General features: G+C 65.0%; 19 protein-coding genes. 10 read left to right on the top strand and 9 right to left on the bottom strand.

The features are described 5' to 3' along the window. Position 1: 1 nt before the first annotated feature. On the bottom strand, positions 2-886 hold the full coding sequence (locus MLB1_RS06350; RefSeq protein ID WP_180748798.1) for an SDR family oxidoreductase: 885 nt from the start codon (positions 884-886) through the stop codon (positions 2-4). A 201-nt stretch (positions 887-1,087) separates the two neighbouring features. On the opposite strand from MLB1_RS06350, the gene MLB1_RS06345 reads away from it, so the two are divergent. After that, the gene (locus MLB1_RS06345) at positions 1,088-1,918 is read left to right on the top strand and encodes an NAD(P)-dependent oxidoreductase (RefSeq protein WP_180748797.1); all 831 of its coding nucleotides are present in this window, start codon (positions 1,088-1,090) and stop codon (positions 1,916-1,918) included. Here the strand turns inward: MLB1_RS06345 and MLB1_RS06340 are convergent. From MLB1_RS06340 to MLB1_RS06325, 4 genes are all read right to left on the bottom strand, one after another. Beyond that, positions 1,915-2,847, bottom strand: a complete 933-nt coding sequence (locus tag MLB1_RS06340; RefSeq protein WP_180748796.1) for a 1,4-dihydroxy-2-naphthoyl-CoA synthase — start codon at positions 2,845-2,847, stop codon at positions 1,915-1,917. The genes MLB1_RS06345 and MLB1_RS06340 overlap by 4 nt on opposite strands. Positions 2,848-2,900: 53 nt before the next feature. Beyond that, a complete protein-coding gene (locus MLB1_RS06335; protein ID WP_180749723.1) occupies positions 2,901-3,554 on the bottom strand; it encodes a hypothetical protein in 654 nt (217 codons plus the stop codon). Positions 3,555-3,710: 156 nt separating this feature from the next. Next, positions 3,711-4,169 (bottom strand): carboxymuconolactone decarboxylase family protein, encoded by a 459-nt coding sequence (locus tag MLB1_RS06330; RefSeq protein WP_180748795.1) that lies wholly within the window; start codon positions 4,167-4,169, stop codon positions 3,711-3,713. Then, positions 4,166-4,516, bottom strand: coding sequence for a GNAT family N-acetyltransferase (locus MLB1_RS06325; protein WP_180748794.1), 351 nt, complete (start codon positions 4,514-4,516; stop codon positions 4,166-4,168). The genes MLB1_RS06330 and MLB1_RS06325 overlap by 4 nt, the downstream gene beginning before the upstream one ends. Positions 4,517-4,565: 49 nt before the next feature. Between MLB1_RS06325 and MLB1_RS06320 the strand changes: the two genes are divergently transcribed. Both MLB1_RS06320 and MLB1_RS06315 read left to right on the top strand, forming a co-directional pair. Continuing rightward, complete coding sequence (locus MLB1_RS06320; RefSeq protein ID WP_180748793.1) at positions 4,566-5,576, top strand: pirin family protein; 1,011 nt, start codon at positions 4,566-4,568, stop codon at positions 5,574-5,576. Further along, a complete protein-coding gene (locus MLB1_RS06315; RefSeq protein WP_255485603.1) occupies positions 5,573-6,751 on the top strand; it encodes a GGDEF domain-containing protein in 1,179 nt (392 codons plus the stop codon). Before MLB1_RS06320 ends, MLB1_RS06315 begins: the two co-directional genes overlap by 4 nt. Before the next feature lie 3 nt (positions 6,752-6,754). Here MLB1_RS06315 and MLB1_RS06310 read toward each other — a convergent pair whose 3' ends face one another. Further along, positions 6,755-7,222 carry a nitroreductase/quinone reductase family protein gene (locus MLB1_RS06310; protein WP_180748792.1) on the bottom strand — a complete coding sequence of 156 codons (468 nt, stop codon included), beginning with the start codon at positions 7,220-7,222 and terminating at the stop codon, positions 6,755-6,757. Positions 7,223-7,254: 32 nt separating this feature from the next. Beyond that, positions 7,255-7,956: a Clp protease N-terminal domain-containing protein gene (locus MLB1_RS06305; RefSeq protein WP_180748791.1), complete on the bottom strand. Its 702-nt coding sequence runs from the start codon at positions 7,954-7,956 to the stop codon at positions 7,255-7,257. A gap of 89 nt (positions 7,957-8,045) precedes the next feature. On the opposite strand from MLB1_RS06305, the gene MLB1_RS06300 reads away from it, so the two are divergent. From MLB1_RS06300 to MLB1_RS06275, 6 genes are all read left to right on the top strand, one after another. After that, positions 8,046-8,684 (top strand): histidine phosphatase family protein, encoded by a 639-nt coding sequence (locus tag MLB1_RS06300; protein ID WP_180748790.1) that lies wholly within the window; start codon positions 8,046-8,048, stop codon positions 8,682-8,684. 17 nt (positions 8,685-8,701) lie between these two features. Next, the gene (locus MLB1_RS06295) at positions 8,702-9,670 is read left to right on the top strand and encodes an o-succinylbenzoate synthase (protein ID WP_180748789.1); all 969 of its coding nucleotides are present in this window, start codon (positions 8,702-8,704) and stop codon (positions 9,668-9,670) included. Positions 9,671-9,681: 11 nt separating this feature from the next. Further along, positions 9,682-10,518: an alpha/beta fold hydrolase gene (locus MLB1_RS06290; protein ID WP_180748788.1), complete on the top strand. Its 837-nt coding sequence runs from the start codon at positions 9,682-9,684 to the stop codon at positions 10,516-10,518. Positions 10,519-10,530: 12 nt separating this feature from the next. Continuing rightward, positions 10,531-12,153: a 2-succinyl-5-enolpyruvyl-6-hydroxy-3-cyclohexene-1-carboxylic-acid synthase gene (gene menD, locus MLB1_RS06285; RefSeq protein WP_180748787.1), complete on the top strand. Its 1,623-nt coding sequence runs from the start codon at positions 10,531-10,533 to the stop codon at positions 12,151-12,153. After that, positions 12,150-12,590 (top strand): DUF3592 domain-containing protein, encoded by a 441-nt coding sequence (locus MLB1_RS06280; RefSeq protein WP_358144938.1) that lies wholly within the window; start codon positions 12,150-12,152, stop codon positions 12,588-12,590. Before menD ends, MLB1_RS06280 begins: the two co-directional genes overlap by 4 nt. 61 nt (positions 12,591-12,651) lie before the next feature. Further along, positions 12,652-13,794 (top strand): glycosyltransferase family 1 protein, encoded by a 1,143-nt coding sequence (locus MLB1_RS06275; protein WP_180748786.1) that lies wholly within the window; start codon positions 12,652-12,654, stop codon positions 13,792-13,794. Positions 13,795-13,859: 65 nt separating this feature from the next. On the opposite strand, the gene MLB1_RS06270 is transcribed toward MLB1_RS06275, so the two are convergent. Further along, positions 13,860-16,877 carry an RND family transporter gene (locus MLB1_RS06270; protein WP_180748785.1) on the bottom strand — a complete coding sequence of 1,006 codons (3,018 nt, stop codon included), beginning with the start codon at positions 16,875-16,877 and terminating at the stop codon, positions 13,860-13,862. Then, positions 16,874-17,287, bottom strand: a complete 414-nt coding sequence (locus MLB1_RS06265; protein WP_219602573.1) for an MmpS family transport accessory protein — start codon at positions 17,285-17,287, stop codon at positions 16,874-16,876. Before MLB1_RS06265 ends, MLB1_RS06270 begins: the two co-directional genes overlap by 4 nt. 209 nt (positions 17,288-17,496) lie before the next feature. On the opposite strand from MLB1_RS06265, the gene MLB1_RS06260 reads away from it, so the two are divergent. After that, positions 17,497-23,964 (top strand): type I polyketide synthase, encoded by a 6,468-nt coding sequence (locus MLB1_RS06260; protein ID WP_180748784.1) that lies wholly within the window; start codon positions 17,497-17,499, stop codon positions 23,962-23,964. The last annotated feature ends 45 nt before the right edge of the window (positions 23,965-24,009 follow it).

Below are 24,009 nucleotides of genomic sequence, written 5' to 3'. Positions count from 1 at the left end.
ATTAGAGGGCTTCGCGCGCGGAAGCCGCGACCTTTGTCACCAGCGAGGGTGCCACGGCGTTGGTTGCAGCGGCCAGCACAGAGAACCGTGGGGCGATGCGCACCGGCCGGGTTCTTGCCGCCAGCACCATCCACTCGGCGGCTTCCGCGGAGGTCAGCGCTGCCGCGTTCGTGTACTCCGCGGTCGGCGCGATCATCGGGGTGCGGACCAGGGGGAAGTACAGCGTGGTGGTGTGCACGTTGTACTTGCCGTATTCGGCGTCGACGATCCGGCTGACCGTCGAAAGCGCGGCCTTGGAGGCGTTATAGACGGCGAACTGGGGAACGACGTCGTTGAGCACACCCCAGGTGGCGACGTTGATGATGTGCCCGCCGCGGCGCTCGACCATGCCGGGGGCGAAACCGCGGATAAGCCGCAGCGGTGAGAAGTAGTTGAGCTGCATGGTGCGCTCGGCGTCATGCCAGCGGTCCAGAGATTCGTGGGTTTTGCGCCGGATGGAACGCCCTGCATTGTTGACCAGGATGTCGACGCCGCCATGGCGCTCGTTCACGGTCTCCACCAGCTTGTCGATGGCATCCAGATCGGACAGGTCGCAGGTGATGGCGTCGGCGGTGCCACCGGCGGCGGTGATACGCGCGGCGACCTCGTTGAGCAGGTCTTCGCGACGGGCCACCACGATGACCTTGGCGCCAAGCTTTCCGAACTGATACGCCGCTTCCTCGCCGATGCCCGAGGATGCGCCGGTGATGAGGACACGCTTGTCCTTGACGGATGCGCCGTAGCTTGCATCAAACTTGGCCCGGACTAGCGACGGGCTGGGGAAAGGCTGCATTAGCGCGCGGGCAAAAGCAGTGCTGAGCCGCTTGCTCACCGAGTTCTTACTCACGAGTAAGAATCGTATGCCCCTTTGGGTGGATGCGTACCGCCGGGCCTCGTGACTTACGTCTCGTGGCTGTCGCTGATCGAGGTTTCTCGGCAATTGCTTAGGGGCGCAACCTGTCCCAATTTTCCAGACACGCTGTTCAAGAAGTGAGAGACCCGTGACTTATGGTGAGCTCACCAACCATCTGACGACAAGGATGTAGCTATGGGATCGCTGGCAGGTAAGACCATCATCATGTCGGGAGGCAGCCGCGGAATCGGCCTGGCCATCGCGTTGCGCGCGGCCCGAGACGGTGCGAACGTCGCGATCATGGCGAAGACCGCGGAGCCGCATCCCAAGCTTCCCGGCACCATCTACACCGCTGCCGAGGAGATCGAAGCCGCCGGCGGCCAGGCGCTGCCCATTCTCGGCGACGTCCGCGACGACGATGTGGTGATTTCGGCGGTGGCTCAGACGGTCGAGAAGTTCGGCGGGATCGACATCGTGGTCAACAATGCCAGTGCCCTGAACCTCGCTCCCTCGGAATCGATTTCGATGAAGGCATACGACCTGATGCAGGACATCAATGCGCGGGGTGCCTTCTCGCTGTCCAAGTCTGCGATCGGTGCGCTCAAGGAGTCGGAAAATCCGCACATTCTGACGCTGTCACCGCCAATCACCTTGGACGCCAAGTGGTTCGACCAGACCACCACCGCGTACACGATTTCCAAGTTCTCCATGAGCCTGGTGGCAATTGGGTTGGCTGCCGAGCTGCGCAGCTACGGAATCGCGTCGAATGCGCTCTGGCCGCGTACCACTATCGACACCGCCGCCATCCGGAACATCCTCGGTGCGGAGCTGGTTGCCCGCTGTCGTTCTGCCGAGATCATGGCCGACGCCGCGCACGAGATCCTCACCAAACCCAGCCGTGAGGTCACCGGAAACTGCTTCATCGACGACGAGATACTCACCGAGTCGGGCGTCACCGACTTCTCGAAGTATCGCCAGTGCGCCGAAGAGGAGCTCGAACTCGACTTCTGGATGCAGCGGTCCTAGTAGTGCCAGGGGTAGGGCGACCAGTCGGGCTTGCGCTTTTCCAGGAACGAGTCGCGGCCCTCGACGGCCTCGTCGGTCATGTAGGCCAATCGTGTTGCCTCCCCTGCGAATAGCTGCTGTCCGACCAGCCCGTCATCGGCGAGGTTGAAGGCGTACTTGAGCATCCGTTGTGCCTGAGGTGACTTTTCGTTGATGGTGTCAGCCCACTCCAGTGCGACCGTCTCCAGGTGTTCGTGGTCGACGACCTCGTTGACGGCGCCCATGCGATGCATCTGTTCGGCGGTGTACGGCCGGCCCAGGAAGAAGATTTCGCGGGCGAACTTCTGGCCAACCATCTTGGCTAGGTATGCGCTGCCGTAGCCGCCGTCGAAGCTGCCCACATCGGCGTCGGTCTGCTTGAAGCGGGCGTGTTCGCGGCTGGCCAATGTCAGGTCGCACACGACGTGCAGGCTGTGTCCACCGCCGGCGGCCCAGCCATTCACCAAGGCGATCACCACCTTTGGCATGAAGCGGATGAGCCGTTGTACCTCGAGGATGTGCAGACGTCCCGCACGACCGGGGTCGACGGTTTCGGCGGTCTCGCCCCCGGCGTACTGGTACCCGGTGCGGCCCCTGATCCGCTGATCGCCGCCGGAACAGAATGCCCAGCCGCCGTCCTTGGGGCTGGGGCCGTTCCCGGTGAGTAGGACCGCGCCGACATCGGAGGTCATCCGCGCGTGATCGAGGGTGCGGTACAGCTCGTCCACGGTATGGGGTCGGAAGGCGTTGCGTACCTCGGGCCGGTCGAACGCGATCCGGACGGTTCCCCTTTTGACGCCCTGGTCGACGTGCCGGTGATAGGTGATATCGGTCAGGTCCTCGAATCCCGCGACCGGCTGCCAGCGCGTGGGGTCAAAGGGATTGGTGGTCTGCCCATCGTCCTGCGTCATGGCTCCGACTCTAGAGGCCGCTCGGTGTGCGGTCGGTCGAAGCTACCCGTGAACTACTGCGCCGCCGACGGCGCCGACGCGGATGCCGTCCATTGAGTGAAGGCTCCCGGCGGCGGTTGTTGGCACCACGACCACTTGCCGCCCTCTTTCCGGAACTGATTCGACTTGGTCTGGGTCTGCGTAGCGGCTCCGCCGATGCTGTACGTCGCGGTGATATCGCCCGTGGCGGTGTCACCGACAATTTTGATGTTGTCGATCGCGAACTTCTCGACCGTGGTGGACTCGCGGATCACCTGCAACACCGTGGCCGAGTAGGCGAACTGGTCGCGGTTGACAATGGTCTTGACGAGGGCGGCGCGCTCGCTTCCACCGGCGCTCGGGAACCGTTGTGACACCTGGCTGGAAAGCGTGGAGGTGTCGCCGTACATCAGCGCCTCCTCGGAGCCCTTCCAGGAATTGATCGAGGGGACGAGGTTCTCGTCGGCGGTGCGACTGGACACCTGATAGCGCGGGCAGGTCAGCGCATTGGCGGCGAACAGGTCAAGACCGCCGAGGGCCTTCCCCATCTGCCCCGTCACGTCACGGATCTGATCCTGGTCAGTGGCCTGTATTGCTGCCGGCGTCGTCACGACGGTCTCCGTGGGCTTGGTGAGTGTTTGGTAGACGCTGCACCCGGACAACGCGGTGGCGAGGGTGGCGGCCAGGATCACCGAGCGCGCTGTCTTCTTGAAATACGCGGCACGCACCTGAGGCATCGTTGAGTACCTTCCCCGTGAGATATGTCAATGACCAGATCATTAGGCTGGCTTAAGAAATCCAACTCATGGGGATTCCGGTGTATTCCCGTCCGGCGCGACCAGATATCAGCGTTTCTTGATGGGGTGGCGGCTGAGGATCGAGATCCGGTTGAAGGTGTTGATCATGACGGCCGACCACACCAGCACCGACACCTGATCATCGGACAGATGCTCACGTGCGGCGGTGTACTGCTCGTCGGTGAGGTGCTCGACGGTGACCTCCGTCACCGCTTCGGCGATCCGCAGGGCCGCGCGCTCCACATCGCTGAACAGCTCGGCCTCCTCCCACACGGGCAGCACGGCGATCCGCTGGGTGGACTCGCCCTCCTCCAGCGCCACCCGGGTGTGCAGGTCCAGGCAGAACAGGCATCGGTTGAGCTGGGATACCCGAATGTTCACCAGTTCCAATGTTATTCGCGAGAGTCCTGCCTCGGCGGCCCTGGCGCGAAGCTCGGCGGCGGTCTTGGTCAGGGCCTGGTAGACCGAGGGAGTCTGCTTGTCGATGTAGACGCGGCGCCCGGTCATCCCTGGCGTGCCTCGACCGCGGCCAGCGCCTCCCGGGTCACGGGGTCGACGATGTCGTCGAACTCGTGGTGCTTTCCGACGAACTTTTTGACGTATGGACATACCGGGATGATGCGTCGTCCGGCGTCCCGGGTGCGTGTCAGCGCGGACTGCACCAGCGTTCCGGCCAGGCCTCGTCCGCCGAACTTCTCGTCGATTTCGGTGTGGTAGAAGATCCGGACTTGTGTGCTGTCCAGCGATGTATCCAGGTACTCGGTGAATCCGGCGAGTTCACCGTCAGCGGTGATTTCGAAGCGGTGCGAATCGGGCGCGTCGGCAACCGTGGTTGTGGGTTCGGAATCGTCCATGCCCGCCAACTATGCCGCACGTCTCGTGAGTACGGACCATGATGGTCGCATGAGCAATACCGAGACCACGCCGACGGAAACCCGATGCGGTGTCGGCCCATGCCCCGTTGACGGAGAGGGGCATCCCGTCGTCGAAATACTCACTCCCCGTGAGGTTCCACTCGGAGGACCGCGGGCTATGACGGTATTGCGCACCCTTCCCCAGGCGCAGCGATCGCTGATCGGCGCCTGGTGCTTCGCGGACCATTACGGACCCGACGACATAACGCAGACCGGCGGGATGGATGTCGCGCCTCACCCGCATACCGGATTGCAAACGGTGAGCTGGTTGTTCACCGGAGAGATCGAGCATCGTGACAGCCACGGCGTACATGCGATGGTGCGACCGGGGGAGCTCAACCTGATGACGAGTGGCCGCGGCATCTGCCACTCCGAGGTGTCGACGGCTGAGACGAAGACCCTGCACGGTGTGCAGTTATGGGTCGCGTTGCCCGATAAATCCCGCGACGCAGCACGCGATTTCCAGCACTACGCACCCGAGGCGATCGTGATCGGCGGGGTCAGCCTGCGCGTGTTCCTGGGAACGTTGGCGGGGCAGGTATCGCCGGTGCGTACGGCGACTCCGTTACTTGGGGCGGAACTGCTATTGGAGCCGCGGAGCATGATGCGGTTCGATATCGATCCCGGATTTGAACACGGGCTACTGGTGGATACCGAGGCCATCGAGTTGTCAGGCACCAGGGTGTCTCGGGGTGAACTCGGCTACGTCGGTACCGGGGTGGAACAACTCACCGTCGTCAACCCCACCGATGCGCCCTCGCGAGCGATCCTGTTGGGCGGCAAGCCATTCGGCGAGCAGATCGTCATGTGGTGGAACTTCGTCGGCCGTGATCATGATGAGATAGCCGCCTTCCGAGAGGAATGGCAGGCAGAGTCCGAGCGTTTCGGCCGCGTCGAGGGATACCAGGGTGCGGTGGCGCGTCTTCCCGCACCGCCGTTGCCGACCGTCAGGATGGTTCCGCGCAGGAATGCCCCGACGGCCAACATCGCCCCACGATGATCTCGTATATCCGCAACACCGCCTGGATGGGCTTTCTGCGCCAATGGTGGACCGAGCCGGTTCCCACGGGCTGGTTGCGGGCGTTCCTGCACGCCCGCAAGCTCGATCGGACCGTCCGTAATCTCATCGGCGGGTATGCGTTGATCTTCGCCGCGATCTGTATCGCCCTCCAGTTCAGCGACACCGGGCCCCGAAGCACGACGGGCCGTGTCATCGTCGGTCTCTGCGCGGTTGGGGCGCTGGGTTGGGCGGTTCGGTGGGTGGTCGGGCCGTGGTTGAGCCTGCGTGAAGCGGTTTTCTTCGTAGCGTTCGCGGATATCGCCATAGCGGTGGCCTGCGGGCAGGACTCAAACGCCCTTGCCGGTCTCGTCGGGACGGTTCTGTTCACGCCCGTCGGTGCGTACGTGAGCTTCTTCCTGGCTAACCGGCTGCTGATAGCGCATGTGGCGTGGTGCGGCGCAGTGATCGTCCTGCTATCGGCACGTATGTTCGCCGAGGGTACGGTCGGCGCGGCGATGACCGCATTGGTCAAGGTGACCAGTTTGTTTTTGGTCGTGGTGCTGATACCCGCGGTCATCCAGTTCGGGATCGCGGTGGTGCGGTTGGATGCGCTTGCCGCGCAGCGGGACCCGCTCACGGGGCTGCTCAATCGCCGCGGCATCTTCGGCGAATGGCAGCGCCTGCACAGCGGGTTGTCCAGCGAGTATGGGTTGGAAGGTGACTTCGTCATCGCGGCGGCCATCGTCGATATCGACCGGTTCAAGTCAATCAACGACCGGCACGGCCACGGCACGGGGGACCGGGTGCTTGTCGACCTGGCCGCATCGCTCGCCGCTGAGGCGACCCCGGGCACGATGGTGGGCCGCTCGGGCGGAGAGGAGTTCCTCGTGGTGACGGTTTGCCCCGCCGGGGCCGTCGCCGATTTCGCCACCCGCCTCAAGGAATCCGTCATGGCCTGCAGGCCGGCGGGTATTGTCGTGACCGCGAGTGTGGGTGTTGCCGCCCAACCGGTCGCGAGCGTCGCATCCGCTACCTCGCAGGGGGCGATCGACGCACTGAACGCCTGTGCCGATCGTGCCATGTACCAGGCAAAGCGCAACGGCGGCAACCAATCACAGATACTCCACCCGGACCGCGGCTCCGATGAAAACTATCTGTCGCAGTGGGGCGCATAGCGACTAGGGGTGCTCGGTAGACCCGTCTTCCAGGGGATCGAACCGGAACACCGCGGCTATCCCGGCGAGCGCCTCGAACTCATCAGGGGTGCCCTCCTTGACCAGCCCGGCGTTCCTGATGAAACCAACACCGGTGGGCACCTCGATCGGAAACGCGCGCAGCACCGGGCGTGAGTCCTCAGGGGACAGCTCGACAATGCCGACCCGCTGGGTGTGGCGCCCCTGCGTCAGTGTGCCCTCCTTGGCCTTGCGGGCGTTGGCAATCCAGGAAGAACCCGGCACACCTCCAACGGCATAGCGTCGGCCATCGAGTGTGAATGGAGTGATCGGGGTGGAACGCGGCTTACCGGACTTGGCGCCGGGCACTGTCAGCACCAGCATGGGCAATTTGAGGCCCACCTTGTGCCCGCCGATGACGACCTTGTTGAAGTACTTGAGCCATTTGGGAACCGGCTTGATGTCAACTGACATGACATAAAGGTACGCCAACGTGAGGGGTATGGCTAGGGGGCCTTGCCTGCCAGGATATCGCCCAGTAGCCGGTTGGCCTGCTCCTCGGCCACGACCGCATTGAGGCCCAGCTCGGATAGCTTTCGAGAGGTGTCGGTGTGGCCGGAGAGTATGGCTAGCAGGATGTGTTCGGTTCCAATGAAGTTGTGGCCCAAGCGAAGCGCGGTGTGTAAGGTTGCCTCCAGCGCTTCCTGAGCATCGCCGTCGAACTCCGCGGTGGGCAGCTTCGGGGCGACGGCCTCGTAATCGGGAGCCGGTCGGCCGGGGATTCCGAGTGTGTCTGTCGTTATCCCGGCATGGGAAACGATGAGTGCGGCAAGTCCTTTCGGGTCGCTCAGGGTGCCGGCGAGCAAGTGGGCAACGGTGATCGGAGTGCCATCGGCGAGGGCAAAACCTGCCGCAGCGACGACCGAACGCCGAGCCCGGTCGGTGAACCGGGAGAACATCCGCACGGACGGTACGTAGCGCTTCTGCGCGGCCTGCTTGGAGACGCCCATGCTGGAACCGATTTCGCTCCAGGAGGCGCCGGAGCGGCGTGCCTGGTCTACGAAATGCCCGATAAGGGCATCGGCGTGGTCGGACAGCCGTCCCGCCAGCAGCATCGCATCGGTGAGGTGGTCCAGCGGGTTGCCGGCGGGGTGCATCTGGCGCACCCCGACGATGAGGGTGTCCAGGGAGATGGGAAACTCGACCATGCGTCAACCATAAGTTGACGATCTGGGGCTGTCAACCAAAAGTTGACCAGTTGATGAGGTAGGAGCCCGGAACATGCGACGATCGTGCTGTGGACCTGCGCCGGATCTATGTCGTGACGCATCCGGAGTCGGATCATCATGTAGATCGGTTGGTCGGCGGCTGGTACGACTCTGCTTTGACACCGACGGGTTTGAATGCGGCCCGAGCGATAGCAGCGTCGTTGCGTGCGCGTATCCCCAACGGGAGCGGCGTGGAGGTGTACAGCTCGGATCTGATTCGTGCGGCGCATACCGCCGAGGCGATCGGTGACGCGTTGGGGGTCGTACCGATTGTCGATACGCGGTTTCGTGAGAAGTCCTACGGCGAAGCTGGAGGCAGACCTCAAGAGTGGCTCGATCGGAGGTTCGTGCCGCCACCTGCGATGGGCGAACGGATGGCACACGATGAGGGGATCCCCGGTGCGGAGACCAAAATCGTTTTCGCGCAACGGATCTACGATGCCATGGGCACTGTCCTGGACAGCAGCTGCCGTCACCAGGTGATCGTGACGCATGGCGGCGCGTTGACGTTCGCGGTGTCGGCGTGGATCAAGATGCCCATCGAGTCGGCGGACTACGTGTCATTCCGTGCGCCATCGGGGAGTATCAGCGTCCTCAGCGAGGACGATTTTTTCCACAACCGCACGGTGGCCGAGCTGGGGAGCGTCAGTCACCTAGCTTCGCCTTAGCGTGCGACGATCGCAGCGTGGAGCTGCCCGCGCTGGATGACGTGCTCGACCGTATGCACGTCGTCGCGTTGCCCATGCGGGTGCGATTCCGTGGCATCACCACCCGTGAGGTGGCGCTGATCGACGGCCCGGCGGGTTGGGGAGAGTTCGGCGCCTTCCCCGAGTACGAGGCGCCCGAAGCCTCCGCCTGGTTGGGGGCCGCCATCGAGGCCGCCTACGCCGAGCTACCCGCGCCGCGGCGTGACCGGATTCCCGTCAACGCGACGGTGCCCGCGGTGGACGCCGCGTTGGTTCCCGAGGTGCTGGCCAGGTTCCCCGGCGCTCGCACCGCCAAGGTCAAGGTGGCCGAACCAGGCCAGACCCTTGACGAGGACATTGCGCGTGTCGATGCGGTCCGTGCGCAGATCCCCACCGTGCGGGTGGACGCCAACGGCGGCTGGACCGTCGAACAAGCCGTCCACGCGCTGACTTCACTGACCCGAGACGGCGACCTCGAGTACGCCGAACAGCCCTGCGCCACGGTCGAGGAACTGGCCGAACTGCGTCGGCGTCTTCCGGATGTACCGATCGCAGCCGATGAAAGCATCAGGCGGGCAAGCGATCCGCTCCGCGTTGTGCGGGCACACGCGGCCGATATCGCGGTGCTCAAGGTGGCGCCCCTCGGCGGTGTGGCCGCGCTGCTGGGTATCGCGGAACGGATCGGCCTGCCCGTGGTGATCTCCAGTGCCCTGGACAGCGCGGTGGGTATTGGCATCGGTCTGCGCGCGGCGGCAGCGCTGCCGGTGCTGGAGCATGCGTGCGGACTGGGAACCGGAGGATTCTTCGTGGAGGACGTGGCCGACACCCCCGCCCCCGAGGACGGTTACCTCGCGGTGGCATCGTTCACGCCTGAGCCGGCCCGGCTCGCCGCGCTCGCCGCGCCCGCCGACCGGCGCGATTGGTGGCTGAGGAGAGTGGCCGACTGCTACCCGCTGTTGAACCGGTAGGTTCAACCAGCGTGCCTCTCGCGAATATCAACGGTGTCCAGATCAGCTACGACGAGCGTGGCCCCCTAGCGCTCGGTGCCTCGGGTGATCCGGTCGTCTTCATCTCCGGGCGAGGTGGCGCGGGCCGCAGCTGGCACCTGCATCAGGTACCGGCATTCCGCGCCGCGGGATATCGCACCATCACCTTCAACAACCGGGGGATACCACCGACCACCGAATGCGCGGATGGCTTCACTCTGGAGGACATGGTGGCCGACGCCGCGGCGCTCATCGAGCATCTCGGTGCCGCCCCCGCCCGGTTGGTCGGCTTCTCGATGGGCGCGCTCATCGCACAGGAGCTCACGCTCACCCGTCCCGACCTGGTGACCGCTGCGGTATTCATGGGGACCCGCGGCCGGGAAGATCTCACGCGGTCGTTCTTCCGCAAGGCCGAACTAGAACTTTCCGTCTCGGGTGTTGAGATACCGGCGTCGTACCAGGCGGCCATGCGATTGATGGCCAACTTTTCGCCCAAGACCCTCAACAACGACGCCGCCATCAAGGACTGGATCGACATGTTCACCCTGTGGCCTGAGCCTGCCTCGGGGGGTATCGACCACCAGCGCAGTGCCGTGCCCGGCCCCGACCGGCCCGGCGCCTACGCGGGAATCAGCGTTCCGTCGCTGGTGATCGGGTTCAGCGATGACATGACCTTGCCGCCTTACTTGGGCAAGGAAGTAGCCGACGCGATCCCCGGTGGCCGGTACGTCGAGATCGCCGACGCCGGGCATCTGGGCTTCATCGAACGCCCCGACGAGGTCAACCGCGTGATCCTCGAGTTCTTTGCGAGCACGTCGCGGGCGGTGTGACACCCTGATGGCATGAATCCGTCGACCGCACAGGCCCATGCCGTCGTCGACGAGCTCATCCGCGGCGGCGTCCGCGATGTGGTGCTGTGTCCCGGATCGCGCAATGCCCCGCTGGCCTTTGCATTGCACGACGCGGACAAGGCCGGGCGGCTGCGGCTGCACGTGCGGATCGACGAGCGCACCGCAGGCTTCTTGGCCGTCGGACTGGCGGCCGCCAGCCGCGCGCCGGTACCGGTCGCGATGACCTCGGGTACCGCGGTCGCCAACCTGGGCCCCGCGGTGGTGGAGTCCAACTACGCGCGCATTCCGCTGATCGTGTTGTCCGCCAACCGCCCCTACGAACTGTTGGGCACCGGCGCCAACCAGACCATGGAGCAGCTCGGCTACTTCGGCACTCAGGTTCGCGCCGCGATCAGCATCGGTCTGGCCGAGGAGGGTTCGGACAAGATCGAGGCGCAGAACGCGCATTGGCGCTCTGCGACCTGTCGAGTCTTGGCCGCAGCCAAGGGATCCCGCACCGCAAATGCCGGCCCCGTGCAATTCGATATCCCACTGCGGGAACCGCTCGTGCCCGACCGTGACGGGGGGTCGGCTCCCGCCGGGCGTCCCGGCGGGAGACCGTGGACGTACACCCCGGAGGTGACGTTCGACGAACCCGTCGAGATCGATCTGACCCCCGATACCGTGGTGATTGCGGGGCACGGTGCGGCCATGCACCCCAATCTGTCGAGGTTGCCGACGGTGGCTGAACCGACTGCGCCGCAACCCGATAACCCGGTGCATCCGCTGGCGCTCGCACTGCTGCACCCACAACAGGTGATCATGCTGGGACGCCCGACCCTGCATCGGCAGGTGTCGTCCATATTGGCGGACAGCCGGATTCCGGTGTACGCGTTGACCACCGGCCCGCGCTGGCCCGACGTGTCCGGCAACTCGCTGGCCACCGGGACGCGGGCGGTGACATCCGGTAACCCGGATGCCGCATGGCTGCAACGGTGCGCGCACGCACACCAGAAGGCACTCGACGCGGTGCAAGGGCAGCTGGACACCCATCCCCTGACCACGGGTCTGCACGTGGCGGCCAGGGTCTGCGGGTCGTTGCACGACGGCGACCAACTGGTGCTCGGCGCATCCAACCCGGTGCGCGATGCCGCGCTCGTCCCCTGGGGGGCCAAAGATGTTCACGTGCGCTCGAATCGGGGAGTGGCCGGTATCGACGGAACGGTATCCACCGCCATCGGTGCGGCGCTCGCGCACCCGGGTGGCCGCACCATCGCATTGATCGGCGATCTCACCTTTGTGCACGACAGCTCGGGCCTGCTGATCGGCCCGACCGAACCGCACCCGGAAGATCTGACCATCGTCGTCTCAAACGACAACGGCGGCGGCATCTTCGAGCTGCTGGAGCAGGGAGACCCGCGATTCCGCGACGTCTCCTCGCGTGTCTTCGGCACCCCGCACGACGTGGATATCGCGGCCCTCTGCCGCGCCTACCATGTGGATTCGCGGTCCATCTCGATTGAGGAGCTCGGCCCGGCATTGGACGAACCAGCCGGGGGCATCAGGGTTCTGGAGGTCAAGGCCGACCGTTCCACCCTGCGCGAGCTACACGCCGCCATCAGGGCGGCCCTGTGAACCGGCGCTCCCGCGTCATCAGGAGAGTCCGGATCGGAGTGTGGGTTCTGGCCGGACTGCTGACTCTGCAGTCGCTGCTGCTCATCGTGGGGGCCTGGCGTAACGATAAGGCCATCGAACGAGATATGGGCGTCGCACTGGCCGAGGTGCTCAGCGCGGGGCCGCGCCGTTCCACGATTGAGTTCGTCACACCCGAACGGGTCACGTACCGACCAGAATTGGGAGTGCTCTATCCGTCGGAGCTCAGCCCGGGCATGCGCATCTACGTCGAGTACGACAAATCGAACCCGGATTTGGTTCGCGTACAAGGACGTAACGCGTCACTGTCGATTGTCCCCGGTGGGTCCATCATCGTCGTGGTGTGGGCAGTCGCCGGGGCGGCGCTGTTAGGCCTCGCCTGGATCCAGCGCCGAGGTCCGGCTCCTATTCACGCTTAAATTTGCGCGACGTATGCCTGGGGGCAACCTAACTGCCAGGTGACGCTGACATGCTGTCCACGTGCGCATCGCGATCGTCGCCGAGTCGTTCTTGCCGAACGTCAACGGAGTCTCCAACTCGGTGCTGCGGGTGCTGGAGCACCTCGGCCGCACCGGGCATGAGGGCATCGTCATCGCGCCCGACACCCCGCGCGGGCAGGCGCCCGCCGCCGTTGAACATGACGGGGTGCCCGTCCACCGGGTTCCCGCGATCATGTTCCCCAAGGTGAGCACCCTGCCGCTGGGAGTGCCGCAGCCGCGGATGGTGCGTATTCTTCGCGATTTCGCCCCCGATGTGGTGCACCTGGCCTCGCCGTTCGTCTTGGGATACGGCGGCCTGCGCGCCGCGCAGCATCTCGATATCCCCACGGTCGCCGTCTATCAGACCGATGTGGCCGGGTTCGCCGACAGCTATGGCGCCGGGTTCGCCGCGCGCGCGGCCTGGCGTTGGACCAGGCACCTACACGGACGCGCCGACCGCACCTTGGCCCCGTCCACCTCGGCGATGGAAGACCTTGCCGCGCACGGTGTCCCGCGGGTGTTTCGGTGGTCTCGCGGTGTCGACATCGAACGCTTCGCACCGTCGGCGCGTGACGAGGATCTGCGCCGCTCCTGGTCGCCAGAGGGCAAGCCGATTATCGGATTCGTCGGGCGGCTTGCTCCCGAAAAGCATGTGGAGCGACTGGCGGTACTGGCCGAGCGCGACGACCTACAGCTCGTCATCGTGGGCGGTGGGGTAGGGCGGGACGCACTCGAAAAGCTGATGCCCACAGCGATTTTCACCGGTGAGCTGTCCGGGTCCGCACTGTCGCGGGCGTACGCCAGCCTCGATGTCTTCATCCATCCGGGCGAGCACGAGACGTTCTGCCAGGCAGTGCAGGAGGCGCTGGCCAGCGGGGTTCCCGCCATCGCGCCGGATGCCGGCGGGCCGCGCGACCTCGTGATCCCGGGTCGTAACGGAATGCTGCTGCCGGTAGCCGATTTCGAGGCGCGGCTGGGCATGGCGGTGGATCACCTGGTGCAGCCCGCGACCCGCAGCCGATTTTCGGCGGCCGCGCGCAGGGGAGTGTTGGCGCGCACGTGGCCTGCCATCTGCGATGAGCTGCTGGAGCACTATGCCGCCGCGGCGGGCACCACGCTCGGTCGCGGCATCATGACGGCCTGACGCTTAGGACGTGACGCGCCGCCACCGAGACCTGTGCCGACGATAAACAACGGCAAGTTGCGTTGTCACGCCGATACTTTGTTCGATCCTGCGCCATTGCCTGCTTCCCGCGCGGGGCGGCTCGAGACCCGGATGGGCCACCAGAACCACCGGCCCAGGAGGGTCGCGATGGAGGGGATGACAAGCGAGCGGACCACGAGCGTATCGAGCAGGAGCCCGACGCCGACGGTGGTGCCGATCTGCGCGAGGGTGCTGGAGTAGCCGGCGATCAACGCGAACATTGTGAAACCGAATATCAGGCCCGCCGTGGTGACCACGCTGCCGGTGCCCACCATGGCGCGGACGATCCCGGTTTTGATTCCGGCGCCGATCTCTTCTTTGAACCGGGCGACGAGCAGCAGGTTGTAATCGGCCCCGACCGCGACGAGAAAGATGAAGGAACACGGTGCGACAGCCCAGTGCAAGGGCAGGCCGATGCCGTACTGCCAAATGGCGACACTGAGCCCCCACGCGGAAAGAAAAGACAGTCCAACGGTGCCGACGACGGCGACCGCGGCGACAAAGCTGCGCAACAAAAGCAGCACGACGCAGAACACGAATGCGAACGCCGCGACGGCGCTGGTGAGGAAATCCTCCTTGGCGAAGGCGGCGATATTGAGCAGTGTGCCCCCGGCTCCTCCGATGCTCACCGTGCTCCCGCCGAGCGAGGTGCCCTTGAGTGCCGACTTGGCCGCGGGGATGATCTTTGCGCTGTAGTCCATGCTCTCTTGGCTGAAGGAGTTCACATCGCCCATGACGAGCATTCGGGTGATCTTGCCGTCCGGAGAGAAGAAGACGGAGAGCGCGGATTGGAACAACGGGGATTCGAAGGCCTGGCTCGGAAGGAAGAAGTACCCGCCGGGGTCTCCCTTCATGTAGGTGTCGGCAATCTCTCGCAGGAATGCCGTCACCTCGTTCATCTGCACCAGTAGCGAATCGGCCATGCCGCGGATCGGAGCGAGTGTCTGCTTGGCGTCGTTGAGAAAACCGTCCAGCATCTGGACCTGATTAACCAATCTCGGCAACGACTGCGTGGCGACCTGGGAGGCGTCCACCATGTCCTCGAACTTGCGCCCGCCGGCCTGGTTGAGTCCATCGAGAACGGTGAGTCCGGTAAGCGCCGCGTTGCAGGGCAGCACCTCCCTGCAGTCGGGGACCATGTCGACGAGCTGTCCTGCTGCATCGATTCCGCCCGCGGCGACCGGCTTTATCTGGCTATGCATCGCCTTCGCCATTTTCAATATCTCGACGAGGCGTTTTCGGGTGGCCTGCACACCGCCGCCGGGCAGTTCGGCAGCGCGCTGGACGACCTGGAGATCGTTGAGGACCTCCTTGACACCCACCGAGAGCTGATCGATCTCACCGGTGATCTTGGCGATGCCGTTGAGCTGAGTGCTGACCATCTCGGCTATCTGCGCCATCCGTTCGCCGATGTATCCGCCTTGATAAGTCAGGGTTCCTTGTGGCAGCGGCGAGATGAGCGGGCGCGTAATGCCTTGTACCGCTTGGACTCCCTCCACGGAGTAGACGGAACTCGTCAGCTTCGCGAGTGCGATCAAGTCCGCTGAGTTGCGCATGTCGTGATCGGACTCGACGAAGAGCAGGTTCGGATTGAGCATATTCGGCGGCAGGTGCCGATCCGCGGCATCGAGACCCAGATTTGCCTCGGTGTTGGCCGGTTGGGCCGCGCGTTCGTTATAGCTGATGACATACGTCGGCAGGACGAGAATCGCGAGTGCGAGCACGGCAAGGCTGCCGGCGAGCACCGGGCCGGGCCAGCGGACGACGTGGGTGGCGATGCGCCTCCAGCGCCTGACGGCTCGCTCTCCGCGCGGCTCGTAGAGTCCGAGCCTGCATCCGATCGCCAATAGTGCGGGGCCGAGGGTCAGCGCCGCGGCAAGAGCGGTGAGGATGCCGATGGTGCACGGCAGACCGGAGGTGGAAAAGGCGGCGAGTCTGGTGAGCGTCATGCACGCGGTCGCGCCCGCCACGGTCAGTCCAGAGGCGAAGATGATGCGTTGCACGCTGAACAGCGCGGTGTAATACGCCGTGGTCGGGTCCTCACCCGCCCGTCTGGCCTCCTGATATCTGCCGAGCAGGAAGATGCCGTAGTCCGTCCCCGCGCCTAGGACGATGCCGGCCAGCAAGCTCGAAGCGAAAATGGAGATACCGATGATCTCGTGCTGGCCGAGAAGGGCGACGATCGGCCGGGCGGTCACCAAGGCGACCGCCACGACGAGCAGCGGCATCGCCGCGGTGAACAGCGAGCGGTAGGTCAAAGACATGATGATGGTGATGCAGATGGCGCACGCGAAGATGATCGGCAGGATCGAGCGGTTGATGGCGAGCAGTTCGTCGTTGACGACGGCGGACGGACCCGTCACGTAGATCTTGACTCCCGCGGGGGGCGGGTAAGCCTTGACGATGTCGCGCACGGCTTGAGTGGATTCCATGGCCAACGCGGTGCCCATGTTGCCGCCCAGGTTGAGGTAGCTGAAGGAGGCCTTCCGATCCTGGCTTTCGAACGCCGGCGCGAATGAGGGGTCGGACCACAGGTCGATCGTCGTGATGACGTGCTTCTTGTCCGCCTTGAACTTCTCCATCAGGCGCGCGTAATAGCTGTGCATCTCCGCGCCGAACGGATGCTCGCCCTCGGCCAGCACCGCGACGAAGTTGTTCGTGCCGCCGTTGCCGAAATACTTGCCCATGTTGGAGAGCGCCTGCACCGAGGAGGCCTCGTCGGGCAGGAAGGACAAAGCGTGCCCTTCGATCACCTTCTCAAGCTGGGGGCCTGCGGCATTGAGCCCGCACGCGAGTAGCACCCACAGCACAACGATGGGTATGGAGAGCCCGTACAACAGCCTCGCGTACAGGGGCCTGCGCTGCTCGGCGCGAGCGTAAGTCTCCCGACGGAAAGGCACAGTGAACTCGCCGCGCACTCGGCCACCGAATGCTCGCGATCGGGCGGCGAACCCGGCACGTGCCTCAGGTGTGCCGGGAGCCGTTATCGGGCCGGTGTCTGCTTCGGCCTCGTCCCGGGTCATGCGACCTGCACCTTGCAGCTCGCGATGCCTCCGGTGGCGGTCGCGACTTGTTCGTCGCGGACCTGCCCGTTGACAGTGATCCGGCAACCGACACCGGAGGCATTGGACTGTACGACCATGCTGGTCACGAGGGACGGCTCCACGGTGCGCAGTGCCTCCTGCCAAGGCAGGACCGTGCCGACGTTCTGGTTGTGGCCGTTGTCGTCAAGATAGGACACCGTCGCCGGAGTCCCATCCGGCCCGATGGCCTCGTACTGGATGGTCCGTTCGGTGAGACTGCCCAACGCGGGGAGGCGGCTCACGGTCCCCACCGCCTCGTCCGGGATCTCGCTCCAGCGCAGTTTGAGGATGAATGCGGCCGCGACAGTAAGCACAGCCAGCACAACAAGGTACACCCAGACTTTCCTCATAGAGCTACCTTCGAGAGGAGCGAGAAAGTCATCTGAAACACCCTTCGTATCGCCAATCAGACGGGTACAGTGCGAACTCCACGGAATTAGACGACAGGCACGGCATCTTTAGTGGTCAAGATGATTCCAGAAGAGTTCGAATGTCTCCCTATTTCGGCGAAAGTTCCATTAATCTCCAGATAGTTCGTTAACGAGGAGAGGGCAGCGCATTGGTCGCAGTGGCTATCATCGGTATCGGATGCAAATTTCCCGGGGGAATTGACGACGCGGACAGTTTCTGGGAATTCGCGTTACTCAAAGGTGACGCTGTTGCCGATATTCCAAAGGACCGCTGGGACGCGGACAAGTATTACGATCCCGACCCCGACACTCCGGGCCGGATGTACACGCGGCGGGGCAGCTTCCTCACTCAGGGATTCCGCCGATTCGACGCGGACTTCTTCGGGATCTCACACCGCGAGGCTGCCGTCCTGGACCCACAACAGAGGCTTCTTCTCGAGACCACCTGGGAGGCGCTCGACGATGCGGGCATCGCCGGGCAGGCGTTGGGCGGCAACGTGGGGACGTTCATCGGCGGCTTCATGAACGACAACATGATCAGCCGGGGGCTCGCCCGGAACCTCGAGAAGATCAATAACTTCGCCGCCTTCAGCGCATCCCAGACTTTGCTCTCCAACCGCATCGCCCACGCGCTCGACTTGTGGGGGCCGAGCATGACCGTGGACACGGCGTGCTCTTCCTCGCTCGTCACGACGCACCTCGCGGTACGGGCGGTCGCGGGCGGCGAATGCGACGTGGCGCTCGCCGGTGGGGTGAACGTCATGTTCCAGCCGGAAACGTTCATCACCATGTGTAAGGGCAGATTTCTCGCCGCGGATGGCCGTAGCAAGTCGTTCGACGCTGCCGCCGATGGCTACGGCCGGGGTGAGGGCGTTGGCATCGTCGTGCTCAAGAACCTCGAGCAGGCGCAGCGCGATGGTGACCGTATATATGCGGTGATTCGCGGCAGCGGGGTCAATCAGGACGGCAGAACGATAGCGCTGCCCGTGCCGAATCCGGTGTCGCAGCAGCGGCTCGCGGATCGGGTGCTCAGGGAGGCGGGTATCGACCCGGCCCTTGTCGGATATATCGAGGCGCACGGCACGGGCACGAGCGTCGGAGATCCGCTGGAGGCGGAGGCGTTGGGCCATTCGTACGGTCAGGCGGCCGGCCGTACCGAGCCCCTGGTGATCGGCTCGGTGAAGAACAACTTCGGGCACACCGAGGCCGCGGCGGGTGTCGCGGGCCTGATCAAGGCCGCGCTCACCGTTCAGCGCCGGACCATTTTGCCGCAGGTCGTTCTCGACAAGCTGAACCCTGCGATTCCATTCGATGAGCTCCAAATTCGGATCCCGACAGAGGTCGAAAAGTACCCCGACTTGGGTGCACCGGCGTACGCCGCAGTGAACAGCTTCGGCTACGGCGGGACCAACGCGCACGTCATCGTCGAGGAGCCCCCCACACCCGTAGCCGCCGCGGCTCCCGCCCGTGACAGCATCCGGATCTTCCCGGTCTCCGCGCGCAGCGGTGCCGCGCTGCACGAGGTCGCCGGGAGTTACGCCGAGCTCCTGCGCTCCGAAGAGGGCACTGCGGGCACAGCGGGCACAGTCTCAGACGAGGCCGGTGTCTCCGATGAGTACGTGCAACGACTGAAGACCGCGGTCACCGGGCGCCGGGCGCAGCATTACCTCCGTAAGGGCTTCATCTACCGTGACGGGGATGACCTCCTTGCGCAGCTGAATTCCTATGCCGAGAGCGACGAAGCGGCACCGGCGCGTGCCCTGGTCGAGGGGATCTCCGATCCGGTGTTCGTCTTCAGCGGCATGGGGCCGCAGTGGTGGGGGATGGCGCGCGGTTTGTTGGAGCGCCCCGGCGCCTTCCGCGAGGCCGCCGCCGAGATCGACGCGGTGTTCCAGGAGGTCTCGGGCTGGTCGGTGATCGCGGAGCTACTGCGATCTGAGGGAGACTCTCGAGTCAGCCGTACCGAGATCGCCCAGCCGGCGAACTTCCTGGTCCAGGCGGCACTCGCGAAGCACCTCGAACAGTTCGGGATCCGGCCCACGGCAGTAATGGGACACAGTGTCGGTGAGGTCGCCGCAGCGTATGTGGGCGGCGCATTGTCCCTACGGGACGCCGCCACCGTCTCATTTCACCGCTCCCGTCTGCAGGCAAAGACAGCGGGGTCCGGCGGCATGCTCGCGGTCGGTCTCGACGCGGAGGAAGCCCTGCGCCGCATCGCACGTTTCGGTGGCTCGGTATGTGTTGCGGCGATCAACAGTGCATCGGCGACGACGCTGTCCGGCGACTCGAAGGCCCTGCAGATACTGCACGATGAGCTTGCCGAAGATGGGGTCTTCGCCCGGATGCTGCACGTGGAGGTTCCGTATCACAGTCAGCTCATGGACCCCATCCTTGATGAGCTCGCGACTGCGCTGGCCGGGCTGGCTCCACGCCCAACGGACATCCCGCTGTACTCGACGGTCACCGGCGAGAAGATCGACAGCGAGGCGTTTGCGGATCCCGCCTACTGGCTGAAGAACGTGCGCGAAAGCGTCTTGTTCGCGAAGACAGTGGACACGCTCATCGCAGATCGGTACCGGGTGTTTCTCGAGCTTGGGCCGCACCCGGTGCTTCTCGGGAACATGCGTGAAAGCTTTGTGCGCCACAGCGTCTCCGCCGCCGCGGTCCAGACGCTGCACCGCGATCAGGATGACGAGCAGTCGGTGCTGCAGGCCGTCACCGACTTGTACGCATTGGGCGCAATCGACGCCCCTGGTGAGGCGGACCTCTACGCGAACGGCTTGATCCCGCATATGGACCTGCCGAAGTACCCGTGGTCGCAAGAAGAACTGTGGGAGGAAGACCCCCTCACGCTGCGGGCGCGCTATGGGGACGCGGATCGCTTCGCCCTTCTCGGCGACCGGGCGGAGGGGCTGACACCGCAATGGGAGGTCACCCTGGCTGCCGCCAACCTGCCCTGGCTGCCCGATCACACGGTCCTCGGTTCGGTTGTGCTGCCCGGAACCGCATATCTCGATGCCGCATTGTCCGCTGTGCGGCAACGCTCCGGCCGGGGCCAGGCCGGACTGGACTCGGTTGTCTTCGCGGTGCCGTTGGTCGTCGCCGAACACGACGCGCCGATCACTCGCCTCACCGTGGACGAGCCCACCAAGCGATTCACCTTCAACGGCCGTTCCGCGCATACCCAGCTGTGGACCGCGCACGCCAACGGCAGACTGGTCGAGGCGAATCTGGGGACATTGCGGATCGACGTTCCGATACGGTCCGAGCACGACAGGATCTTCGACGGTGCAGACGTCTATAAGGGGCTGGCCGCGGTCGGACTGTCCTATGGTCCCGCCTTTCAGCGAATCCAGAGCGTGCGGATCGGCTCGGCCGGCTGCGTGGCGCAGCTGGCGAGCCCGCTGAGCCGCAGCGCCGGCGACATTGCGTCCGAGCCGGAGGTCACACCCAGGCACGCTGTCCATCCCGCACTCGCTGACGCGGCCCTGCAGTGCATCGCGGTCCTCTTGGCAGCGCGTCCGGAGCTGGACATACCTCCGACGGCGCATATCCCGGCTTCGGTCGACAGGGTGCGGCTGTACGGCGAGGTGCCCGAGGACCCGATCGCGGTGGTCGAGATCACCAGCACGCTGCCGCTGCGGGCGAACGCCTATCTCGCTTCGCAGGACGGCGAAGTCGCGCTGGCTATGACCGGAGTGACGCTGCGACCGGTGGGAGCCGCATCTGACCCGCTGGCCGAGCTTGATCAGTACTTCTACGAGCCTCGTTGGGAGCCTCTGGAGGAGGAAACGGAGGGGCCAGAAGGACAACGCGCGCCTGTGCCCGCTGCCTCGGTGTCCGCGGCCCATCCGGCGAACGCGGTCGTCGAGATCGGGGATGTATCTGCCGCTGTCGCTGAGGGCGCCCGCCGCGCGGCCCGCGCCGGTGCCGCAGTCCTGAACGCCGAAGCCGAGCAGGCAACAGATCTCGCCGAGACGTTCGCGGCAGCGTTGCACACAGACGCGTTCTTGCGTGTCCTGGTGACCGTCGGCTCCGGGAAGTCCTCGGTTGAGAACCTCCACCAACTTGTCACGGTCGCGCAGGCGTTGAGGACGGTCTTGGAGGCCGAGACCGAGCGCGGCGTCGTGAATCCGGACGTGCAGGTTGTCATCGTGAGCAACCGAGCCTTCCTTGCGCCCGGCGACCAGCTCAGAGAACATGGCCTGGTCCTCGACCAGGCCGCGCTCGTGGGGGCACGCCGTGTGTTGGCGAACGAGCAGCACCCCGCCAAATGGTCTCTGGTGGACCTGCCTGATTCAGTCACGGCCGACGAGGTGGCCGCAGAGATCAGCGCGATGAATCGAGCGGAAGAAGTCGCGGTACGCGCGGGGGAGCGGTGGACCCAGCGGATGCGCCGGTCACTGTCCGAACTCGTCGCGCCATGGGAAGAACCATTCGAGCCCACGGATCCGGAGGTGGCCTACGAGGTACAGATCCCGGATACGCGGACGCTCAAGGACATCACCCTCCGAGCATGCGATCGCGTCGAGCCGGGACCTCGACAAGTGGAGGTCCGCGTCGAGACCGTCGGACTCAACTACAAGGACCCGCTGAAAGTCCTCGGAATCCTGACAGAGCGCGAGCTCGGCGAGACATATTTCAAGCTGGAGCCCGGTATGGAGGGTTTCGGCGTCGTCACGCGGGTGGGCTCCGCGGTCAACGAGCTCCGGATCGGCGAAAGCATCGCGGTCGCGGAGCGGGGTCTCCTGCGCCGCTACCTGACCTTCGACCTCGACGGTGGCGCGGCTTGGGAGCGGATAGAAGAAGAGCATCTCCAGCGTGAGGACTTCGATCCGCTCGCGGTGGGTTCCGGTGTCCCGTTCTTCACGGCGGGCTATGCCTTCTACAAGCTCGCCGATCTGCAGCCCGGCGAGACGGTCCTTATCCACGGCGCGGCGGGCGGCATGGGAATGGGCGCGGTGCAGATCGCGGTCAACATGGGCGCGGTCGTGTACGCGACGGCCGGTAGCGAGGAGCGCCGGCGTGCGGCGCTGGAGCTCGGCGCTGCCGCGGCCTTCGACTCGCGGTCGGTCGGGTTCGTCGACGACATACTGAGAGTGACGCAGGGACGTGGAGTAGACGTCATCTACAACTCGCTGCCCGGCGAGATGATCGCCCAGAACTTTGCGGTCGCCGGAGAGTTCTGCCGGATTATCGAAATCGGGAAGGCGGATATCTACTTCGGCGGAGCGATGGATCTCAAGCCGTTCAGCGGCAACCTGTCGTTCCACGCGATCGACATGGACCGCATGCTGCGGTTGCGTCCGGAAACATTCCGCGAGCTCCGGCGCGAGTGCACCGAGATGCTCACCTCGGGCAAGCTCACCCCGCTCCCGTTCACGAGGTTCCCGATCGAAGAGGTCGTGGGGGCGTTCGAGGCGGTGTTCCGGGCGGCGCACATGGGCCGGATCGTGCTGGATCTGCGCGATCAGACACCCAAGCTGCTGCCCCGCAAGCCAGATCCGGCTCCGGTGCGTCCCGGCCACTCCTACCTCATCAGCGGTGGATTCGGCGGATTCGGATTGGCCACTGCGCGCTCGCTGGCCAGGGCCGGGGCCACCCATCTGATCCTTGCGGGCCGCAGCGGCGCCACGACGGAGGTTGCGCGGGCGCAGATCGAGGCGCTGCGGGCCGCCGACGTCGACGTCTGGGAAGAGCGGATCGATATCAGCGACTACGACCAGGTCTCGGATCTGATCGGGAAGGTGGAAGCCTCAGGGCATCCACTGCGCGGCGTGTTCCATGCCGCCGCGGTGGCTCATGACGAGGTGGTCGCGGATATCAGCGCGGAGTCGCTGTACAAGGTTTTCGGGCCGAAGGTCGACGGTGCGCTGAACCTCGACAGGGCCACGCGCGAGCACAATGTGCCACTCGATCACTTCGTGCTGTACTCCTCCATCAGTGGCCTCATCGGCATTGTTCCGCAGCTGACGTATGCGGCGGCGAACAGCATGTTGGACGGCCTCGCTCAGTCGCGGCACGCGGCCGGGCTGCCCGCCCTGTCGGTGAGCTGGGGTGCGATGAGCGGTGGTGGCATGGCCGAGATAGAGGCCATCGTGAAGTTCCTCGACTCGGTCGGGCTGCGCCGCCTCAACATGGATCTCGGGGCGACGCTCATGCATGAGTGTTCCCGTTTCCAGCTTCCGCATGTCGCCATCGCGGGCGTCGATTGGGGGGTCCTGCGCACTCCGCTGCCCTCGACCGCCAAGAGCACACGTTTCGCGCATCTATCCGCAGAAGCTGCCGCAGTGTCGAACGAACAGGCCGCCTTCCGTGCGACGGTGTTGGCGCTGCCGGAGGAGGAGCGCGGCCCGATGGTCACCAAAGAGCTGGCCAAGGAGCTCGCCAATGTCCTCAAGGTCGACGTGGAGAGCATCGACCCCACCGGGCCGATCGCCGACCTGGGGATCGACTCCCTCATGGCGGTGGAGTTCGCCGCCCGCGCTGGCAAACAATTGAACATCCAGATAAGTGCCTTCCAGTTCACCCCGGACCTCACTCTCGAGGCGGTCGGTGCCCGAGTCGCACTACTCATTGCTCAAGGGGTCGGCGATCCCGAGCACGACGCGATATAGAGGATCTGAGTGACTGTTCCGTCTCCGCTTGAGTGCTGGTGGTGG

The organism is Mycobacteroides sp. LB1 (genome assembly GCF_013449725.1).
Taxonomy (GTDB): Bacteria; Actinomycetota; Actinomycetes; order Mycobacteriales; family Mycobacteriaceae; genus Mycobacterium.
The sequence above is the reverse complement of the archived record's forward strand: the minus strand, read 5'-3'. Positions and strand labels throughout refer to the sequence as shown.